Below are 2,999 nucleotides of genomic sequence, written 5' to 3'. Positions count from 1 at the left end.
AACGGCAACGGCAACGGCAACGGCAACGGCAACGGCAACGGCGACGGCAACGGCGACGGCAACGGCAACGGCGACGGCAACGGCGACGGCAACGGCAACGGCAACGGCGACAGCCCACGCGACAGCGATCGCAACGGCAGTGGCGTCGGCGGCGGACAGGGCGACTCGACCGGACCCGGCGAGCCGAACGCGTCGAGTGAGGCAAGGGCGTCGAACGAGCCCAGTCGGCCGAGCGCGTCCGGCGCCAGGCCGGGGCGGGCGGGCGAAGCCCGGAAAACAAAGTAAGGGGCCGCGAAACAAAGTAAGGGGCCGCGAAACGAAGTAGGGGCCGCGAAACGAAGTGCGGGGCCCGGAAAACGAAGTAAGGCCGGCGCGCTCGCAAGACCCCCGTACTCGCAAGACACCCGGCCGACTCCGCCGATGGCAACGGTCGGGGCCGCCACCCCCCACAGGAGAGGCCCCGACCGTCGCGCGGCACGGGCCGCGCGGCGACCCGTACTACCTACAGCGCCGCGTCGGCGATTTCTGTCACACCCCGCCGCATCACGAGTCAGTTGCATGTTCTACGGACATGGACGGCCAGCGGTTTCAGGCCGTAACGTGCCATTCGCGCCGGATCGTGGATGGTGGAAGACCACCACAACCATCGACGGCCCGGCACCGCAACATCCATTGAGGACCACGACGGTGAGAACCCGGTCCGCGAGAGCGGCGCCGGTCGAGGCGCAAAGAGGGGCGCGCGCGGGTGCTGGGGGACGACGCGGAGCTGACCGCCGCGGTGCTTGCGGCACAGGACGGGGACGAGACCGCGTTCCGGACTGTGTACCGCTCGGTGCACCCACGGCTGCTCGGGTACGTGCGGACGCTGGTCGGCGATCCGGACGCGGAGGACGTCACCTCCGAGTCCTGGCTGCAGATAGCCCGTGACCTGGAGCGGTTCAGCGGAGACGCCGACCGGTTCCGCGGCTGGGCCGCGCGGATCGCCCGCAACCGGGCCCTCGACCACATACGCATGCGGGGCCGCAGGCCCGCGACAGTCGGCGACGAGACCGAGCTGACCGGCAAGGCCGCGGAGTCCGACACGGCCGGCGAGGCGATGGAGGCCCTGGCGACCGACCGCACGCTGTCGCTCATCGCCCAGCTGCCGCAGGACCAGGCGGAGGCGGTGGTCCTGCGTGTCGTGGTCGGCCTCGACGCGAAGACCGCCGCCCAGACGCTGGGCAAGCGCGCGGGCGCCGTACGGACGGCCGCGCACCGGGGGCTGAAACGGCTCGCCGAACTGATCGGGGAGAATTCGGAGACGGCTTCGGAGGCCGATCCGGAATCCGGCGACCCGCTGGACGCCGTACCCCCACCGAGAGACGCGCGTGTACGCGCGGCCACGTCCGCCGGTGTGACGCATACGCGTTCGCGGACGCAGAAGGATGTGTGATGGCCGACGAGCAGTACAGGTGGCTGAACCGCGATGCCGCGGAGCGGCTGCTGCGCGGTGAGCCGCTCGAAGCCGTCGACGCCGACACCCGCGCTCGTGCCGACCGGCTCGCCGAGGCGCTCGGCGCCCTGGCCGCCGAGGTCTCGCCGGTGTCCGTACAGAGTCCCGAACTCCCGGGCGAGGAAGCCGCGTTAGCCGCCTTCCGTGCAGCCCGCACGGCTCGCTCGGCCCATCCGGCCCATCCGGCCCACTCCGGTGAGAACGGTCAGGCCGCGGAACCCGGTCGTGGCAGCCGTACGCACACCACCGCGGCGCCCGCCGCCGACGCGGGGCTCGTGCACCTCGGACGTCCCGTGCGTCCGCCCGCTGTGCCGGACGGCCTCCGGGCCCGCTGGGGCCGGCCCGTGCGGTTCGGGCTGGTCGCGGCCGTGACAGCCGGGATGCTCGGCGGGGTCACGGTGCTGGCCGGCGGCGGCGCGCTGAGCGCGTTCCGCGGCGACGAACCGGAACCCTCCGCCACCATCTCCGCCGCCCAGTCGCCGGACCGGCCGCTGCTGTCACCGTCGCCGCACGCCGAGGAGGGTGACGGCGAGCGAGGGGCGTGGGGCGACGTGACGCCCGAGGCATCTCCGGACGCCTCCTCGAAGGGCGACGTCCCCTCCGGCGAGGGCACCGGCGGCACCGGCGGCACCGACGAGGACGGACTGCCCGGTGACACCGGTCAGGACGAGGCCCCCACGCAGGAGTGGTGGAACAGCGTGTTCTCCTCCTGCCGCGACGTCCGCGACGGCAAGGACCTGGACGCCGGCCGCCGACGCGGCCTGGAGGACGCGGCGGGCGGCAAGGGCAAGGGACAGCTGAAGCGCTACTGCGAAGGCGTCCTGGCCGGCGGCGCCGGCAACCCCGGTAACTCCGGCAATGCGAAGCGTCCGGGCACGGGAACCGGGACGGGCAAGGGCACCGGGACCGGCACGTCGGACTCCGGCGACTCCACCGGCCCCGCCGGCGGCGGTGACAAGAACACGCGGTCCGGCAACGACTCCGACGAGGACGACGACTCGGACCGCGGCAAAGGCCGCAACGGAAACGGAAACGGGAAGAGCCGCAACGGGAACGGCAAGGGCAAGGGCAACGGCAACGGCAACGGCCTTTGGAACGGGAACGGCAAGAACACGGGCGGCAAGAACAAGAGCGGTAAGGGTGGCAAGGGCAACGGTGGCAACGGCCACCGCGGTCAGCTCGCGGCGGTGGCCCCGATCGGCGTCGGCGTCGACACCAAACCCTCCGGGCCGATGCTCACGCACCCATCCTGACCTGCGCTTTCGCATCCGCTACGAATTCTTTCGCGGAACGGGTAACACTTTCGGCCGCCCCGGCGCAGTAATGAGTGAGCCGACTGGTCATCGGCCATCGCACAGAGCCGGGGTTCCCCCCGTACCTACGGCTCGTGCACCTCGGCGCGGGGGGGGGCCCGTGCCCCCCCCCCCCCCCCCCCCCCCAACACCCCAGCGGCCCCCCGCCCCCCCACACCCCCCCCCCCGCCCCGCCCCCACCCCCCCAGGGGCGA

General features: G+C 72.8%; 2 protein-coding genes and 1 pseudogene. All 3 read left to right on the top strand.

Annotated elements, in window-relative coordinates; genetic code table 11:
• A pseudogene (locus ACFU53_RS17940) lies at positions 1-285 on the top strand (hypothetical protein); the annotation flags it as partial.
• A 460-nt stretch (positions 286-745) separates the two neighbouring features.
• Positions 746-1,432, top strand: coding sequence for an RNA polymerase sigma factor (locus tag ACFU53_RS17935; RefSeq protein WP_383992681.1), 687 nt, complete (start codon positions 746-748; stop codon positions 1,430-1,432).
• The gene (locus ACFU53_RS17930) at positions 1,432-2,745 is read left to right on the top strand and encodes a hypothetical protein (RefSeq protein WP_383992678.1); all 1,314 of its coding nucleotides are present in this window, start codon (positions 1,432-1,434) and stop codon (positions 2,743-2,745) included. The genes ACFU53_RS17935 and ACFU53_RS17930 overlap by 1 nt, the downstream gene beginning before the upstream one ends.
• Positions 2,746-2,999: the final 254 nt, after the last annotated feature.

Source organism: Streptomyces sp. NPDC057474, assembly GCF_042802555.1.
Classification (GTDB): Bacteria; Actinomycetota; Actinomycetes; order Streptomycetales; family Streptomycetaceae; genus Streptomyces.
Note: the sequence above shows the minus strand (reverse complement) of the source record. Positions and strands in the feature narration are given on the sequence as shown.

Coding starts and splice junctions, on each gene's coding strand:
- ACFU53_RS17930 (WP_383992678.1), top strand. CDS start 1,432: ATGGCCGACGAGCAGTACAGGTGGCTGAACCGCGATGCCGCGGAGCGG.